This is a genomic window from Telluria sp. Soil_C_11 (assembly GCF_057657395.1).
Genome location: NZ_JBDGIN010000005.1, coordinates 12,668 through 28,052, shown reverse-complemented (window position 1 = coordinate 28,052; position 15,385 = coordinate 12,668). Strand labels below are relative to the sequence as shown.

General features: G+C 68.3%; 19 protein-coding genes. 10 read left to right on the top strand and 9 right to left on the bottom strand.

The window, feature by feature from the left end:
• Nucleotides 1-125 precede the first annotated feature (125 nt).
• A complete protein-coding gene (locus tag AC3A6M_RS10410; protein WP_487852652.1) occupies nt 126-1,910 on the top strand; it encodes a M4 family metallopeptidase in 1,785 nt (594 codons plus the stop codon).
• Nucleotides 1,911-1,931: 21 nt separating this feature from the next.
• On the opposite strand, the gene AC3A6M_RS10405 is transcribed toward AC3A6M_RS10410, so the two are convergent.
• Nucleotides 1,932-2,621, bottom strand: a complete 690-nt coding sequence (locus AC3A6M_RS10405) for a M23 family metallopeptidase (protein WP_487852651.1) — start codon at nt 2,619-2,621, stop codon at nt 1,932-1,934.
• A 26-nt stretch (nt 2,622-2,647) separates the two neighbouring features.
• Nucleotides 2,648-3,826: a L,D-transpeptidase family protein gene (locus AC3A6M_RS10400; RefSeq protein ID WP_487852650.1), complete on the bottom strand. Its 1,179-nt coding sequence runs from the start codon at nt 3,824-3,826 to the stop codon at nt 2,648-2,650.
• A 128-nt stretch (nt 3,827-3,954) separates the two neighbouring features.
• Here AC3A6M_RS10400 and AC3A6M_RS10395 point away from each other — a divergent pair, with 128 nt between their 5' ends.
• Nucleotides 3,955-4,251, top strand: coding sequence for a 2Fe-2S iron-sulfur cluster-binding protein (locus AC3A6M_RS10395; protein ID WP_487852649.1), 297 nt, complete (start codon nt 3,955-3,957; stop codon nt 4,249-4,251).
• A 7-nt stretch (nt 4,252-4,258) separates the two neighbouring features.
• Here the strand turns inward: AC3A6M_RS10395 and AC3A6M_RS10390 are convergent, their stop codons facing one another.
• The gene (locus tag AC3A6M_RS10390; RefSeq protein WP_487852648.1) at nt 4,259-5,158 is read right to left on the bottom strand and encodes an alpha/beta hydrolase; all 900 of its coding nucleotides are present in this window, start codon (nt 5,156-5,158) and stop codon (nt 4,259-4,261) included.
• Nucleotides 5,159-5,317: 159 nt separating this feature from the next.
• Here AC3A6M_RS10390 and AC3A6M_RS10385 point away from each other — a divergent pair, with 159 nt between their 5' ends.
• Nucleotides 5,318-5,500 carry a hypothetical protein gene (locus AC3A6M_RS10385; RefSeq protein WP_487852647.1) on the top strand — a complete coding sequence of 61 codons (183 nt, stop codon included), beginning with the start codon at nt 5,318-5,320 and terminating at the stop codon, nt 5,498-5,500.
• 209 nt (nt 5,501-5,709) lie between these two features.
• Nucleotides 5,710-5,886: a hypothetical protein gene (locus AC3A6M_RS10380; RefSeq protein WP_487852646.1), complete on the top strand. Its 177-nt coding sequence runs from the start codon at nt 5,710-5,712 to the stop codon at nt 5,884-5,886.
• Nucleotides 5,887-5,908: 22 nt separating this feature from the next.
• Here AC3A6M_RS10380 and AC3A6M_RS10375 read toward each other — a convergent pair whose 3' ends face one another.
• Nucleotides 5,909-6,112, bottom strand: a complete 204-nt coding sequence (locus AC3A6M_RS10375) for a hypothetical protein (protein WP_487852645.1) — start codon at nt 6,110-6,112, stop codon at nt 5,909-5,911.
• A gap of 186 nt (nt 6,113-6,298) precedes the next feature.
• On the opposite strand from AC3A6M_RS10375, the gene AC3A6M_RS10370 reads away from it, so the two are divergent.
• Together AC3A6M_RS10370 and AC3A6M_RS10365 are read left to right on the top strand one after the other, a co-directional pair.
• The gene (locus AC3A6M_RS10370) at nt 6,299-6,436 is read left to right on the top strand and encodes a hypothetical protein (protein ID WP_487852644.1); all 138 of its coding nucleotides are present in this window, start codon (nt 6,299-6,301) and stop codon (nt 6,434-6,436) included.
• Nucleotides 6,437-6,495: 59 nt separating this feature from the next.
• Nucleotides 6,496-6,870: a hypothetical protein gene (locus AC3A6M_RS10365; protein ID WP_487852643.1), complete on the top strand. Its 375-nt coding sequence runs from the start codon at nt 6,496-6,498 to the stop codon at nt 6,868-6,870.
• A 3-nt stretch (nt 6,871-6,873) separates the two neighbouring features.
• Here the strand turns inward: AC3A6M_RS10365 and AC3A6M_RS10360 are convergent, their stop codons facing one another.
• The 3 genes from AC3A6M_RS10360 to AC3A6M_RS10350 all read right to left on the bottom strand — a co-directional run bounded on the left by AC3A6M_RS10360 (nt 6,874) and on the right by AC3A6M_RS10350 (nt 10,934).
• Nucleotides 6,874-7,068 carry a hypothetical protein gene (locus AC3A6M_RS10360; protein WP_487852642.1) on the bottom strand — a complete coding sequence of 65 codons (195 nt, stop codon included), beginning with the start codon at nt 7,066-7,068 and terminating at the stop codon, nt 6,874-6,876.
• Nucleotides 7,069-7,238: 170 nt separating this feature from the next.
• Nucleotides 7,239-10,082, bottom strand: a complete 2,844-nt coding sequence (locus AC3A6M_RS10355; protein WP_487852641.1) for a bifunctional diguanylate cyclase/phosphodiesterase — start codon at nt 10,080-10,082, stop codon at nt 7,239-7,241.
• Nucleotides 10,083-10,199: 117 nt separating this feature from the next.
• Complete coding sequence (locus tag AC3A6M_RS10350; protein WP_487852640.1) at nt 10,200-10,934, bottom strand: fused MFS/spermidine synthase; 735 nt, start codon at nt 10,932-10,934, stop codon at nt 10,200-10,202.
• Between the two features lie 85 nt (nt 10,935-11,019).
• Here AC3A6M_RS10350 and AC3A6M_RS10345 point away from each other — a divergent pair, with 85 nt between their 5' ends.
• From AC3A6M_RS10345 to AC3A6M_RS10330, 4 genes are all read left to right on the top strand, one after another.
• Complete coding sequence (locus tag AC3A6M_RS10345; protein WP_487852639.1) at nt 11,020-11,295, top strand: hypothetical protein; 276 nt, start codon at nt 11,020-11,022, stop codon at nt 11,293-11,295.
• Between the two features lie 7 nt (nt 11,296-11,302).
• A complete protein-coding gene (locus AC3A6M_RS10340; RefSeq protein WP_487852638.1) occupies nt 11,303-12,475 on the top strand; it encodes a GGDEF domain-containing protein in 1,173 nt (390 codons plus the stop codon).
• Between the two features lie 77 nt (nt 12,476-12,552).
• Entirely contained in the window at nt 12,553-13,527 is a 975-nt protein-coding gene (locus AC3A6M_RS10335) for a Ppx/GppA phosphatase family protein (protein WP_487852637.1), read from the top strand.
• A gap of 82 nt (nt 13,528-13,609) precedes the next feature.
• On the top strand, nt 13,610-14,188 hold the full coding sequence (locus AC3A6M_RS10330) for a hypothetical protein (protein ID WP_487852636.1): 579 nt from the start codon (nt 13,610-13,612) through the stop codon (nt 14,186-14,188).
• Nucleotides 14,189-14,241: 53 nt separating this feature from the next.
• Here AC3A6M_RS10330 and AC3A6M_RS10325 read toward each other — a convergent pair whose 3' ends face one another.
• Both AC3A6M_RS10325 and AC3A6M_RS10320 read right to left on the bottom strand, forming a co-directional pair.
• The gene (locus tag AC3A6M_RS10325; RefSeq protein WP_487852635.1) at nt 14,242-14,553 is read right to left on the bottom strand and encodes a hypothetical protein; all 312 of its coding nucleotides are present in this window, start codon (nt 14,551-14,553) and stop codon (nt 14,242-14,244) included.
• 177 nt (nt 14,554-14,730) lie between these two features.
• Nucleotides 14,731-15,378 (bottom strand): ABC transporter ATP-binding protein, encoded by a 648-nt coding sequence (locus AC3A6M_RS10320; protein ID WP_487852634.1) that lies wholly within the window; start codon nt 15,376-15,378, stop codon nt 14,731-14,733.
• Nucleotides 15,379-15,385 lie beyond the last annotated feature (7 nt).

Sequence of the window (15,385 nt, the reverse complement as noted above, 5' to 3'; positions counted from 1 at the left end):
GGCCGCTGTGGGGCTTTTTGTGCTTGAGCAAATCTCTTTACGGAACCTCGTCCACACTCTGATGGCGCCCAAAGCCGAGTTCGCCCGAACCGGCTCCTGGTGCAGTCCAACCGAATGGAGGCGAGATGAACCTGCGTTCCCGCACACTTCTGGCGGCGTCGATCGGCGCCGTCTTCTCCCTGTCCGGCGCTCCGCTCATGGCGGCGCCGCTTCCCCTGACGACCGTCAGCGCGCCGGCGCCGGCCACGCCGCAGTCGAAGGCCGCCATCGTGGCCCAGCTCGAAGCGCGCCGGGCCGAACGCGGCCTGGACCCACGCCATGGCTTCACGGTGCTGACCCAGCATCCCGGCATGCAGGGCACCCAGGTCGCGCGCGTCGCCCATACCTGGAAGGGCGTGCCGGTCTTCGGTTCGGAATCGGTGGTGGTGCTGGACCCGAACGGACGGATCCAGTCCGAGTCGAGCTCCGAGCGCCGCCTCGGCCTCGGAAAGAATACCGGTGCGGGCGCAGCCGAGGGCGGCGGTCCGGGCAGCGATTTCAGCGTCACGCCAGCGATTTCGCCCAAGCAGGCGATCGACGTGGCCCTCGGCAGCCAGGGCGCGACGGCGCGCCATGTGGCCCCGCCGAGCGCCGAGCTGATCATCTATCCGGTCATGCGCACCGAACGCACCGCGGCCGCCCGGGACAAGCCGGAATACGAACTCAACGCCCTCGACGTGGAGGACGTCGTCGACCACTACGAGCTGGCCTACCTGGTCCACACCCGCATGCACGTGGGCGAGAAGCCGGTCTACCTCGACACCGTGGTGAGCGCGCGCGACGGCAGCATCCTCGCGCAGTGGAACATGCTGCAGACCGTGGTCGGCGTCGGCAAGAGCCAGTACAACGGCGAAGTACCGATCAACACCACCCTGGCCGACGGCAAGTACAGGATGATCGACGACAGCCGCGGCACGGGCGGCATGTTCGGCGCGATGGCGATCACCAACGCCAACCACGGCACCACCGCCGGCAACGTCTACGTCAACGACACCAACACCTGGGGCGACGGCAAGAACTATGTGCCGGGCGGCTCGACCACGGACGCCAATGGCCAGACCGCGGCGGTGAACGCCATGTGGGGCCTGATGAACACCTACGACCTGCTTTCGAACATCTTCGGCTGGCAATCGCTGGACGGCCACAACACGGCGACCTATATCGCGGCCCACGTCGACACCGCCTACGACAACGCCTATTACAGCGACACCTGCCGCTGCATGTTCATCGGCGACGGCTCCAGCTTCACCAGCCTCGGTTCGATCGACGTGATCGGCCACGAGATGGGCCATGGCGTGACGGCCGCCACCTCGAACCTGACCTACTCGGGCGAATCGGGCGGCTTGAACGAATCCGCTTCCGATATCAACGGCGAAGTGGTCGAAGCCTACGCGCGCGCGGGCGGGAAGGGCGAGACGATTCCCGCCACCGGCAACGACTGGGTGCTGGGCAAGGAGATCAGCAAGAGCGGCACGCCGCTGCGCTGGATGTACAAGCCGAGCAAGGACGGCAGCAGCCCGGACGCCTGGAGCAGCTCGCTCAAGCGCATCGACGTGCACTACAGCAGCGGGCCGAACAACCGCATGTTCTACTTCCTGTCGCAAGGCTCGAGCGCCGACAAGGCCAGCGACTATTACAGCAAATACCTGGTCAAGGCGCCGGCGGCGATGAGCGGCATCGGCCTCGACAAGGCGTACCGCATCTGGTTCAAGGCGAACACCACCAAGTTCACCGCGAGCACCAACTATGCGAATGCGCGCGCCAGGATGATCGAGTCGGCCGAGGAGCTGTACGGCAAGGGCAGCCGCGAGGCCATCGCCGTGCAGCGCGCCTATGCGGCGATCAACGTCGGCCCCGACGTCGACGAGTGAGGGCGGGGCCGCCCGGCCTGTTTACTGCGCCAGCAGCGGATAGGGATCGACCGGTGTCCCTTTCCACCACTGCTTCTCGGGCGTCAGCTCGAACACCGCGAAGTGCAGGTGCGGCGCGTTCGGGTCGGCGTTGCCGGTCGACCCGACATAGCCGATCGGGTCGCCGCGCTTGATCTCCATGCCTTCCTTCAGGCCGTCGGCGTAGCGGTCGAGGTGGGCGTAGTAATAGGCGTATTTTTCGCTGGGATCGAACTGGTAGACGGTCAGGCCGCCGGGCTTGCTGGTGAACAGCTTGACGATCTTGCCGTCGGCCGTCGCCACCACCCTGGTGCCCTTGGGCGCCATGATGTCGAGCGCCTCGTGGTGGCGCTCGGCGCCGCGCGGCTGGTCGAAATTGTCCTTGATGCTCGCCAGCGCCATCCCTTCGACCGGCACCATCAGCTTGCCCGAGGGGAGCTCGGGTACGCTGGTCCCGGCCGGCAGCGCGGCGGTGGACGGGCGCAGCGGCAGGTCGAGTTCGGTCAGGTCGGGCGTGACCTTCGGCGCGGGCGGCAGCTTGCTCTCGATGTCCGGTCCCGGCGGGGCGGGCAGGGAACCGGTGTTCGCAGCCTGGGCGGGCGCCGGCGGCTCATGGGGCATCTGGCGCAGCCAGGCGAACAGGCCGCCGGCGCCGACCAGCACGCCGAGCAGGAAGGTCAACAGCCATCTCATCGTGGTCTCCTCGTGGTTGGTAGTACTTACTCCTGCAACACGACTTCGGTACCCGCCTTGACCAGTCCGGCGACTTCGGCCGCGCTCCAGTTGGTCAGGCGGATGCAGCCGTGCGATTCGGTCTTGCCGACCAGGCCCGGCACCGGGGTGCCGTGGATGCCATAGTGCGGGATCGACAGGTCGATCCACACCACGCCGACCGGGTTGTTGGGGCCGGCCGGGACCTTGGCCTTGGCATCGCCCGGCTTGGCGTCCCAGAACAGTTTCGGGTTGTAGTTATAGGTCGGATTGCGCCCCACGCCCTCAACCTTCCAGGTGCCGATCGGCAGCGGATCGTGCTCGCTGCCGGTCGAGGACGGATACTGCGCCAGCACCTGGCCGCCGGCGTCTTCCAGGGTCAGGATGTGCGCGTCGCGCGAGACCACGACCCGGGCCGCGGGCGGCAGCGCCGGGGTGCCGGTCACGTTCGGCACCATGATCTGCTCGCCGGCGCGGGCAAGATTCTTGCCGCGATTGAGCTTCTCGATCAGGCCCGGGCTGGCGTGGAACTTCTCGCCCAGGCCTTCCTGCACGCTGGCATAGCCGAGCGAGGGCAGCTTGGCCTTTTCCATCATGTCGTCGGGGACCGGGCGGAACGGGCCGGCGACGTCGGCGTCCGCCAGCGTATAGCCGATGAGGGTCGGCGCCGTATCGGCATTCAGGGCGTTCCAGGTGGCGTCGTCGAGCTTGCCGGTGACCGGCAGGTTGCGCGCCTTCTGGAAGCCCGCCAGCGCCTGCCGCATGTTGGAGCCGTAGGCGCCGTCGATCTCGCCCGGCGAGAAGTGGGCGCGGTCGAGCAGGACCTGGGCGCGCAACAGGCGGTCGGACTCGGTGAGGGCGGCGGCCGGCGCGCCGGCGGCGGGTGCCTGCGGGGCCGGGGCCGCGGCCGGCATTTGCGCGGCGGGGTCCGGGGCTGCCGGGGCCGGCGCCGGGACTGGAGCCGCAGGAGCCGGCTGGGCCGCGCTCGCCTGCGCGCGCGCGGGCGCGGCGGGCTGGACGTTGACGGCCGTCGCCGGGCGCTGCTGGGTCGCCTGCGTGGTTTGCCGGGGAGCCTGTTGCACGGTCGCGGCCTGGCTGTTCTTGACGAGGTAGGCCTGCTGGGCGCCGGCGGCGGCGCATGCGCTGCCGGCCAGGATTGCCAGGATGGCGGGGGCGATTTTTTTCATATTGGTTTCCTGCATTACTTACAGTTGGAAACCTCAGCGTAGTGCCGCACCGGGCCAGGGTCTGTGCGCGAACGAACCCATCCTTGGGCCGGCGTACGGACGCCACGGAGGACGGTACAATCGCCATCATGACCGACTTCACGATCACCTTCCAGCCTTCCGGATGGACCGTTCCCGCACCCGCGGACACGACCATCCTGCATGCCGCCGAGCAGGCCGGCATCGACCTGCCCAGCTCCTGCCGCAACGGCACCTGCCGCACCTGCATCTGCCGGCTGGCGAGCGGCAAGGTGCGCTACCTGGTCGAGTGGCCGGGGCTGTCCTTCGACGAGAAACGCGAAGGCCATGTGCTGCCCTGCGTCGCCGTGCCGGAAGGCGACGTGACGGTGGAGCAGCGGCTGGCCAGGCGGATCGCCTGGGATTGACGGCCGGTCAGCGGTTCGGCTTGAGCGCGGATTCGATCGCCTGCAGCACCAGCGGCCAGGCGTGCGAATGGGCCGAGACTTCGTCGTAGTGGCTGGCGCCCGGCAGGATCACGACCTCGGCGGCATCGCCTGCGGCCCGTGCGCGCGCCGCGAAATCCCTGGCGACGCGCGGCGGCGAGATGCGGTCCAGCTCGCCCGTCACGAGGATGATGCGGCTGCCGTTCGGCAGCAGGTCGCCGGCATTCGTGTCGGAAAACACGTCGCTGCGCTTGTCGCCGGGCGCGCCGGTCAACTGCCCGATCTCGCGGTCGCAGCTCGACTTGATCAGGGCCTGTTCGCGGCGCAGGTCGGCCAGCCCGCCCAGGCTCACCACGTTCCGCACCGGCAGCGGGTCCGGCTGGTATAGCGGGCTCGTGGCCGGAATGCGCGGCCGGCCCGCCATCCATTGCACCAGCTGGCCGCCGGCCGAGTGGCCGACCGCCACCAGGCGGTTCAGGTCGAGCGGATAACGCCGCGCCTGCTGGGCCAGCATGGCGAGGGCGGCGTTCATGTCCTGGTAGGTTCCCGGATAGCCGCCGCCCGCCTCGTCGACGCGCCGGTATTCGATGTTCCAGGAGGCGATGCCGCGCTCCGCCAGCGCGCCGGCCAGGTTGCGCAATTGCGTGATGCCGCCGAATTCCCTGGTCCAGCAGCCGCCGTGCACCAGCACCGCCACCGGGAAGGGGCCGGGGCCGCCCGGCAGGAACAGCTCCGCGAACTGCGAAGGCGCGCTGCCGTATTCGAAGGTGGCGTTCGGCACCGGGCCCTTCAGGGCCAGGTAGTCGGCGAGGGTCATGGGTTTCGGCGCGGCGGCGGTGGCGCCGGCACAGGTCATGGCGAGGGCAAGGGGGAGCAGGCGGCGCAGCATGGGTGAGATCTTTCCAATGTAAAAACGGCAAGAAGGCCATCATACCAACACCGCGCACGATTGAAAGCCGGCACCGCCCTGGCATGCTAGTCTGCGCGAAAACGTCATCCATTTGTCACGTTTTCACATTTTTTCGTTTTCCACTTCAGGAGAATTGCCATGACTCAATCGAAATCCAGCGGCAACCAGAACAAGCAGTCGGCCAACGCCTCGGAAGAGGACCTGGCCAAGCGCCGGGCCGGCGTCAATCCGGACAAGAGCAGCCACAACGAAAAGACCACCATCAAGGCCGGCAAGGGCAAAGGCGCCGGCGGCGGAGCGAAACAAAAGGAAGGGCGATGACGGGAGCCCTTCCGGGCGATGACGGGAGCCCTTCCGGGCGATGACCGGAACCCTTCCGGGCGATGACCGGAGCCCTTCCGGTCGATGATTGGAGGCCTTCCGGTCGATGATTGGAGCCCTTCCGGGCGATGACGGGAGGCCCTCCGGCCGATAAGCGACAACGGCGCGGCTTCCACAGCCGCGCTGTTTGCACGATGGAGGAAAAAAGGATGACTATCCGCGAACAAGAACCGAATCCGGATCTGCGCGCCCACACCACGCCCGATCCGACCGATCCGGACCAGCCGCCACCGCAGCCGAGCCCGGATCCCGACGACGTGCCCGCACCGTCGCGCGCCCCGATCGAGGAACCGCGGGCGCCCCAGGCGCCGATCAAGGCGGGCTAGGGCGGGCTGGAAGCCTGGCGGTTCAGGCCTTGCCCTGGCCGCCCTGCCGGTTGCCGGTCTCGCCGGCATCCTGCTTGCCTCCATTGCGCGGCAGCGGAGGGATCTCCTTGATCATCTCATTGGTTTCATGCTGGCCCGGCGTGATTTCGCCGCTGCCGATATCGCCTTCGTGCATCATCGGCGGGCCTTTGGCGCCGGGATCCGGCTTGGGGGTCGAGGTATTCATGGTGAACTCCTTGGGTTGGCTGGTTGACTTGTTGCTGTAATCCTAACAGTCACGCCAGCCCTCCGGCGCTCGATACGAACGTTGCTTTATGGATACAAAATCGACATTTGTATGCTTGCGCACATAGTGCCTTCTGGAAACTTTCTATAATGGTTCATCGGTCAACCATTTCCCGGGGAGGACAGCATGGGCAGCACCTTGCATAACAAGATCTATCTCGGACGCGGCTCGCTGCTGGCGTCGCGGCGGCTGCAGGCGGCACTGGCGCTGGGTGCGCTGGCCGGGGCCGGGCTGGCCTGGGCGGCGTTGCGGGCCTTGAAGTAAGTTGCGGCGGAACCCGGGCCGCCTTACCATGGCGACCTTTGCTCCCAACGAAAGTCTGAATGAAGAACGAAAAACTGACGGGCGACGAATACGACGCCCTCGAACTCATCCGCCGCGGAGATCGCGGCGACCGGCGCAGTGCTTCGATGAATGCCTGCGTCGGCCGCAACGCCAAGCGCCTGTCCGGGTTGAAGCTGGTGCAGTATGCGAAGAACGGCAGCCTGTCGCTGACCGAGAAGGGGCAGGAAGTGCTGTTCCTGCGGCGCTGTGTCGAAGCGCTGCGCGCGCTGGAGCGGGATCCCGCGAGCGCGCTGGATGAGGATGTGGTGCAGTTCCTGAGCCGTAAGTCCCATATCGCCGCGGTGGACGGCGGCTATGCACTCACCGAACGCGGCCGCGAATCGCTGGCCGACATCAGCGCCCAGGAACGTTAAGACTCAGTTGGCCCGGCGGCGGTGCGGATAGACCAGGGTGCGCACCGCGATCTCGGCCGGCACGTTCATCGCCGCCAGGAATTCGGCGGCGCGCTGCAGGCCCAGGGTCGGAATCGACGCGATCGCCTGGTTGACCAGGTCACGGGTGCGCATATCGGTGCGCTGCTTGCGGTCCGCCACGCTCAGGGTGTCGTTCACTCCGCCCGCCTCATAGTTCATATCATCCCTCTTATTATCCGTGGATCATTGTTGCAAAAGATTCACGGCTATTGTAGGGGAATGATTTCTTTTCTGCCACAAAAAATTGTGGATAAAACAAAGAATACAAGGCCTTAGCGGTCTTTGTTCAACAAATTGTCAAAGAATCGTCAAGCGACGGCGACCTGCGGCTCGTCTTCGAGCGCCGCCAGGCCGCGGCGCTGGCGCAGCAATTGCTCGAATTCCTGGGCCGGCAGCGGGCGCGAGAAGTAATAACCCTGCATTTCGTCGCAGCCCTGGTGGCGCAGGTAATCGAGCTGCTCGGCCGTCTCCACGCCCTCGGCGATCACCGACAGGCGCAGGTTGTGCGCCAGCGCGATGATCGAGGCCACGATCGCGGCGTCGTTGGCGTCGTGCGTGATGTCGTTGACGAAGGAGCGGTCGATCTTCAGCACGTCGATCGGGAAGCGCGACAGGTAGGAGAAGCTCGAGTAGCCGGTGCCGAAGTCGTCGATGGACAGCTTGATGCCGAGCGCCTTCATGCGGTGCAGCAGTTCGACCGCCGGCGTGACGTCGCTCATGAACAGGCTCTCGGTCAGCTCCAGCTCCAGGCAGGACGGATCGAGGCCGGTGTCGCGCAGCACCTGCTCGATCCCCGGCAGCAGCTCGGTGGCGCTGAACTGGCGCGCCGACAGGTTCACCGCCACCCGCAGGCGTCCCAGGCCGGCATCCTGCCAGGCCTTGTTCTGGGCGCAGGCGGTGCGCATCACCCAGGCGCCGATCGGCACGATCAGGCCGGTGTCCTCGGCCACGCCGACGAAGCGCGAGGGCGGGACCATGCCCAGCTCCGGATGCTTCCAGCGGATCAGCGCTTCCATCCCGACGATCTGGCCGGTCTTCAGGTCGACCTGCGGCTGGTAGTGCAGCACCAGTTCGTTGCGCTCCAGCGCGTTGCGCAGCGCGCTCTCGATGCGCACCCGCTCCAGCGACTCCTCGTTCATCGCCGGGGTGTAGAACTGGAAGTTGTTGCGGCCAGCCTTCTTGGCGCAGTACATCGCGATGTCCGCATGCTCGATCAGGCTCTCGGCCGGGGTGCCGTCGCTCGGATAGGCCGCCACGCCGATGCTGCAGGTGACGAAGAATTCCTTCGGCCCCAGCATCACCGGCTGGGCCACCGAGTCCATCACGCGCTGCACGATGTCGCTCGACAGCGGCTGGTCCTCGTGCTGCGACAGGATCACCACGAATTCGTCGCCCGACAGGCGCGCCACGGTGTCAGTGTCGCGCAGCGAGCCGCGCAGGCGCGCCGCCACCGTCATCAGGAGCACGTCGCCGGCCTTGTGGCCCATGCTGTCGTTGACGTACTTGAAGCGGTCCAGGTCGATCAGCATCACCCATACCGGATGGCCGCTGCGGGTCGCGTAGGCCACGGCCTGGCCCAGGCGGTCCTGCAGCAGCGAGCGGTTCGGCAGGCCGGTCAGCACGTCGTGCTGGGCCACGTGGTGCACGCGCTGCTCGGTGATCTTGCGCGCCGTGATGTCGCTGCCGGTGCCGCGGTAGCCCGTGAAGCGGCCGGTATCGTCGAACATCGGCTGGCCGCTGACGCAGAACCAGCGCTCCTCGCCGTTGTCGTCGAGGGCGCGGTATTCCAGGTTCTTGAAGGGTTCGCGCGCCGCCACGGCGGCGATGTGCTCGCGCCCGGAGTCGCTGTCGGCGAGGCCGGACACGAAATCCCAGCGGGTCTTGCCGAGGATGCGATCGACGGCGATCCCGGATTTCTCGGCGAAATCGCCGGTCACGGCGACAAAGCGCAGCTGGTCGTCCTGTTCCCAGTACCAGTCGGACGACATCGCCACCAGCTGGCGGAAGCGCTGCTCGCTTTCCTGCAGCGCCTTTTCGGTGCGCTTCCTGGCCAGCACGTCGTCGATCAGGCGCTGGTTGCTCAGCTTCAGGTCGGCGGTGCGCTCGCGCACCAGTTCCTGCACCTTGCGCGCGCGCTGGCCGGCGGCTTGCACGAAGGCGGCCAGCAGCAGCGTGGACAGGGCGCCGCCCGCCAGCAGCAGGGTCGACGCCAGGTGGTCGGCCAGCCAGGGCCGGGGTGCGACGGCCGCTTCCACGGTCCAGGTCTGGCCGGCGGAGACGAAGTGGTCCAGCGAGTGCGCGACGGGGCGGGCCAGCCAGCGCGGCGCCGGCTGTTGCGGCACGGCAGCCTCGCCGGCCTCGTGGTTGGCGTACACCATCGCACCCGTGGCCGGCCGGGCGCCGATATACAGTTTCAGCAGGATGCTGCCGTCTTCCAGCAGGCCGGCGCGCGCCAGCGCGGAGCGCGCCAGGGTCTGGACGCAGATGACGGCGGCGGTGTCGCCGAGCAGGTTCCCGGCCGGACCGTAGACCGGCATCACCACCTCGAAGCTGGGGTTGCCGTCCGGGTCCTGGGCCAGGCGCAGCAGGCCGGTGGCGGTCGCACGTCCGGTGGCGTGGGCGCGCGCCAGGGCGCCCGCGACTTCGCCGTTCACGCCGACGTTCAGGCCGAGCGCCGGCTCGTTACCCTGCATCGGTTCGAGGTAGTCGACCACGTTGTAGTGCGGGCGGCGCGGCGCCGGCAGCAGTTTGCCGTCGACGTTCTCGCGCAGGACCGTGCCCGGACGGACCCGCTGCAGCTCGGCTTCGAGCGCGGCACGGTCGGCGTCCGCCACCGCGCGGTGGAAGTTGAAGGCCTTGATGTACGGGTTGCGCAGCAGCAGAGGGCTGGTGAAATCGTGGAACTGCGGGCGCGTGACCGGCTGCACGGTGGTGAACAGCTGGTTGGTGACGTTCAGGACCTCGATCGCCTCGTCCATGCCCTGGCGCAGGGCGGCCACGCGTACCTTGGTGCCTTGTTCGAAGGCGAGGGTCTTGTTGTCGATCTCGAGCCGGTTGACCGCGACGGTCAGCACGGCGGTCGTGGCCAGGCCGCCCCCAAGCGTGAGGGCCGCCGCAAGCGTGAGCGAAATCGGCAGTCGGCGACGCGGCATCCAGGATCCTATAAAGAGTACTTGCTTGAAGGCATGAGAACGGCCAAGTTTGTCACATAAACGGTTGTTTCCGCAAACAAATTGTCGCTCGCAAGCCGGTGGCGCAGCCAGGTGTGGCTAGGCAAAAACAGCGCGCAATGCAATCCGCATAAGAATCAGGCGCACATATAGCCGGTTCAATAATCCCAGCCGTGAGTCCGGGAGCAGCCGGGCGGCGCGCGGCTGGATGCCGCCGCCCGCGAACACGATGCGGTTGTTGCCGGCCACCTTGTCGAGCCGGCAGCTGCGGCCGTCGAACGCCCGGTCCAGCGCATCGAGCACCGCGTCGTGGCGCGGGTCGTAGCTGAACACGTTCGCCGCCAGCACCCCGTGCGGCAGCAGCAGGCGCCGGCAATCCTCGTAGAAGGAGCGGCTGGACAAGCCAGGGGGCAGGCCGGCCTCGTCGAAGCCGTCGGCCACGATCACGTCCGCAATCGCCTTGCCCTCGCGGGCCATGCGCGCCATCCAGCCGGCGGCGTCGGCGTGGATGACCCGGAAGCGGGCATCGTCGGGCGGCACCAGGAACTGTTCGCGCAGGGCGATCACGTCGGCGCGCAGCTCGAGCACGGTGATGCGGCTGGCCGGGAAGTGGCGGTGGCAGAACCTGGCCATCGAACCGCCGCCCAGCCCGACCATGAGGATGTGGCGGGGGCGGGGCACGAACAGGGCGAAGCACATCATGGCGCGCGTGTAGGCCAGCACCAGCGCGCCCGGGCGCGACAGCCGCATCGCGCTCTGGATGTCGCCGGGCGTGAATTCCAGGATGCGGCGGTCGCCTTCGGTACGCACCAGCGGCTTCGGAAGATTCGGCATGGCCCGAGTATATGCGACCGGGGTCCAGCTTGTTGCGATGGATAAGTTTCTGATAAGCTGGCCGCCGCAGCCTTACGGAGACCTCATGTTCCTGGACCATCCCACCATCACCGCCACCAATAGCCAGACGGAGCCCGACCGCATCGAGCGGCTCGACCGCGTCTACGGCTATGCGATGGCGCTGGCGGATGCGGAGGGCGACGCGGGCTTCGTGGAAAAGCTGACCCAGATCCACGACCACAAGGGCACCCTGATCGTGTTCTGGCACGACGCCCCGAGCGAGCCCCAGATGCAGTACTGGGCGCGCGCCTGGGCCAGCAAGGTCGGCGACGGCAGCAGCGCCGTGGTCCACGAATTCTGAGGCGCCCATGGATTCCACCACCATCGTCCTCGCACTGGCGCTCGGCAACCTGGCGATCTGCGCGGCCCTGTTTTTCTTCGAACACGGCGACGGACGCTCCGCGGCCCTGTCGACCTGGGGCTGGTCGCGCCAGATGCAGGCGGCCGGCTGGCTGCTGCTGGCGATCGGCGCGTCCGGCGTGGTGCCCGAGCGGCTGGCGCTGCCGGTGGCCTACGGCCTGGTGATCGCCGGCGTGGCCTGGGAAGCCGGGGCCTTGTGGGAGCGCGCCGGCGGACGCCGCTGGAAAAGCGTGACGACCCCGGCGCTGGGGCTGGCGCTCGCCGCTTTCCTGCTGTGTTACTGGATCGACGAGATCGGCCTGCGCGCGCTGGCGGCGTCGCTGATCCTCGGCGCCTTTTACCTGTCGGCCGCCGCCGCCCTCGCGCGCCGCTGGGGCCAGGCATCGATGCTGCGCCGCTTCCTGGCGCTGGCGACCGCCCTGCTGGCCCTGGTGGTGGGCGCGCGCGGCGCCCTGGTGCTGGTGGCGCCGTCCGGCTGGGGCTGGATGAGCAACGAACTGCTGCGCCAGCTGTATTCCGGCGCCCTGTACCTGCTGATGCTGCTGGGCGGCTTCGGCTGGCTGCTGCTGGGTAAGGAAGATGTCCAGGACCAGCTGGCGCGCCTGGAGGTGGTCGACCCGCTGGTCGACTGCGCCAACCGGCGCGGCTTCTTCCAGATGCTGGCGCCGTGGATGGCGCTGGCGCGCCGCCCCGGCCCGCCGACCGCGCTGGTGCTGTTCGACCTCGACCAGTTCAAGCGCGTCAACGACAGCTACGGCCACCCGGCCGGCGACGTGGTGCTGCGCACCCTGGTCGACGTCTGCAAGCGCCAGCTGCGCGACAGCGACATGCTGGGCCGCCTGGTCGGCGTCGAATTCGCGATCCTGCTGCCGCGCACCTGCCTGGACGACGCCGCCATGGTCGCCGAGCGCATGCGCGCCGCGATCGCCGCCACCCCGGTCAAGCTCGATCGTGCCATGCTCACGCTGAGCGCCAGCTTTGGCGTGACCACGATCCGCGCCGACGACAGCAGCGTGACCCTGCTGGCGCGCGCCGACGAGGCCCTGCGCACGGCCAAGAACAGCGGGCGCAATCGCGTCGAGCTGGCGCCGCCGGCGCCGGCCATTCCCGTCGAGGCCTGAGCGATGCGGCCCGGCGCTGTCATCGAAGCGTCATCCCGGCCCGCTATCGTGTCGCCGTTTACTTCGCCGGAACCGTCATGAACGACCAACAACCCGATCCGTCCGCGCCAACCTACGCCGCCCTGGTGCTCGGCTCGGACAGTTTCCGCCTGCTGGTGGCGAGCTACCGCGACGGCGTCCCGGTGGCGCTGGACGCCGAGCACGTGCCGCTGCGCCTGGCCGCCAGCCTCGACGCCAGCGGCTGCCTGAGCCAGGATGCGATGCGCGACGCGCTGGACTGCGTGGCGCGCTTGCGCGAGCGCCTGCGCGCGCGTCCGCTGGCCGCCATGCGCGCGGTCGCGACCTCGACCCTGCGCATGGCGCGCAACGCCCACCTGTTCCTGCCGGCGGCCCAGCAGACCCTCGGCCACGAGGTGCGGGTACTGTCCGGCGAAGAGGAGGGCATGCTGACCTATATGGGCGTGGCCGGCGCCGCCCCCGAAGGCGTGCGCGCGCTGGTGCTGGGCATCGGCGGCGGCTCGACCCAGTTCGCGCTGGGGCAGGGGATGCGGGTCAGGCGCGCCGGCTCGGTGGCGCTGGGCACGGTGCGCCAGGCCCTGACCTTCTTCGGCAACGGCCGCATCGACGCGGTGTCGTTCGCGGCCGCGGTGGCCTCGGCGCGCGTGCGCCTGGCCGACCATGCGGCCGACTACGCGCCGGACGCGCGCGACTGCGTGTACGGCGCATCCGGCACGGTGCGCACCCTGGCCCGGCTGGCGCGCGAGAATGGCGCCGACTGCGGTGCCGGCGTGGGCGCGGATTGCGGAGGCGCCGCCGGTGTCGACCGCGCCGGCCTCGAACTGCTCGGCGCCCGGGTGCTGGAGCACGCGCGCGGCGGGCGCCCGCTGGCCGGGCTCGGACGCTTGCTGGTGCGCGACGTGGCCGCCGCGCTGGCGATCCTGATCGCGCTGATGGAAGAGCTGGAGATCGGCACGCTGCTGGAAACCGATGCCGGCCTGCGCCACGGCCTGCTGCACGAGCTGCACCGCCAGCGCCAGGTCCTGCCGGCCTGAATCCCGGCGCCGCGCGTGCCATCCTTCCGGATCGGCTCCAAATCGACTATATTGTTTGGTTTGTTTGACGATGGAGCACGGGATGGCGAAGACGACAGCCGCCGGCGCCGCCGCGAAAACGGCGCGCGCGAAAGCAGCAGGGGCGGCCAGGGGCACTGCCGCCAGGACCGCAGGAACCACGGCCGCGAAGACCACGGCCGCGAAAGCCGCCAGGACCGCCACGGCCATCCGGACTGCCGCGCCGGCTGCACGCAAGCCGGCCGCCCCGCAGGCGGCCAAGGCAGCGGTGAAGAAGCCGGCCGCGGCAAAGCCCGCGAAGAGCGCCGTCGCGCCGGCCGCCAAGGCCGCCAGGGCGGCGGCCAAATCCGCCGCCAGGCCGGCCCCGAAAGCCCGCGCAGGCCGGGCAGCGGAAACCGCCCGCCCGGAAGCGGCGCCACAGGCGCGGCCCACGCTGGTGCGCGACAGTTTCACCATGCCCGAGCAGGAGTACGCCGTGCTCGGCGCCGTCAAGCAGGCCTGCCTGAAGGCCGGTTTCGAGGTCAAGAAGAGCGAACTGCTGCGTATCGGCGTGGCCCTGCTGGGCCAGCTCGACGTGGCCAGCCTGCGCGCGGTGCTCGGCGGCCTGCCTCAGCTCAAGACCGGGCGCCCTCCGGCAGAGTGAGGCGCCGGCCCGGCGGCGTCATGCGCGCGGGCCGGCGATCGCGGTCCGCGCCCTCAGTGCGTGGTACGGCCCGGGGTATTCACCCGCGCCTCGGCCGTGAGTTCCTTCAGCTCGCGGATCGGGATATTCGATTTCTCGTGCATCCTCAGCAGGATGGTGGCGCCGACGTTCAGCTTGCGGTGCCGGATCTTGCTGATGATCGGCGGCTGCACTTCAAGGACGCGGCACAGTTCTGCGTCGTTCTTCAGCTGCATGCGTTGGATCAGGGTATCGAGCAAAGGGTTCGGAACGAAGCTGGACGGCTCCATGGCCCGGGCACGGTGCATGGCCTCCAGCAGCTCCTGTTTTTTCTGTCGTACGCTCATGAATTTTCTCCAGTGTGGATGAACATTCAAGACAGACCGACTGTTTTGGAGAATTTGCCCGACCGTAATTGTGTGGCTTATGCTGGGTGGGTTTGTTGGAATGCTACTACGGCTTTGACAAGTTTGACGCACTGTTCAGGAATAAAAGCTTGCAAGATCCGTCTTTCTGCACGGAACTTACGCCAATTTCAATCCAGAACGTGTCAAGACGAGGATGCGGTCGGCCATCTCCGCGGCGGCGTGCGAGTGGGTGACCATGATCGCGCCGGCGCCGCTCTCGCGGATCTCGTCGCGCAGCAGGTGGAGGATGCCGCCCGCCGTTTCCGGGTCGAGGTTGCCGGTCGGCTCGTCGGCCAGCAGCAGGGCGGGGCGGTGCACCAGGGCGCGCGCGATCGCCACGCGCTGCAGCTCGCCGCCGGACAGCTGGCGCGGAAAATCGTCGCCGCGTCCCTTCAGGCCGACGGCGTCGAGCATGGCGCGCGCGCGGCCGGTGTCGAGGCTGCCGTTCAGCAGCAGCGGCAGGGCCACGTTCTGTTCCAGCGTCAGGTGCGGCAGCACATGGAAGGCCTGGAAGATGAAGCCCATGCGGCTGCGGCGCAGCCGGGTGGCGGCATCGTCGTCGAGCGCCGACATCGGCACCCCGTCGACCACCACCTGGCCGCTGTCGGGCGTATCCAGGCCGGCGATCAGGTTCAGCAGGGTAGATTTGCCGACCCCGGACTCGCCCATCACGGCGACGAATTCGCCAGGTGCGAAGCGGTGCGAGAGATGGGCCAGCACTTTGCTGCCGCCATAGGATTTGGAGAGGTCGACGAGTTCGAGCATAGAATGA